Source organism: Saccharothrix sp. NRRL B-16348, assembly GCF_001280085.1.
Taxonomy (GTDB): domain Bacteria; phylum Actinomycetota; class Actinomycetes; order Mycobacteriales; family Pseudonocardiaceae; genus Actinosynnema.
Map to the genome: position 1 here is coordinate 1 of NZ_LGED01000156.1, position 270 is coordinate 270.

The 270-nt window shown below is 72.6% G+C and carries 1 protein-coding gene; it reads left to right on the forward strand.

What is annotated here, in order from left to right:
• A partial coding sequence (locus ADK67_RS52555) for a hypothetical protein (protein WP_197289469.1) occupies window positions 1-270 on the forward strand: 270 nt, incomplete at both ends.

Below are 270 nucleotides of genomic sequence, written 5' to 3' on the forward strand. Positions count from 1 at the left end.
ACCCCCGCCGGCATCTCGCACCACCGGGGCGACAGCGACATGGGCGACCTGCCCCACCGCGTCCCCCCGGACCCCCGCTACTTCACCGCCGACGTGCACATCACCCCCGACGGCCGGGCACGCATCGGCAACCACACCTACAGCCCGGAGGAGTACGGCGACCTGTTGCGCCGCAACGGCTGGGACGGCAACACCCCCATCCGCCTCATCGGCTGCGACGCCGGCAGCAACGACTTCGCCAACCGCCTCTCCCACCACACCGGCGCCGAC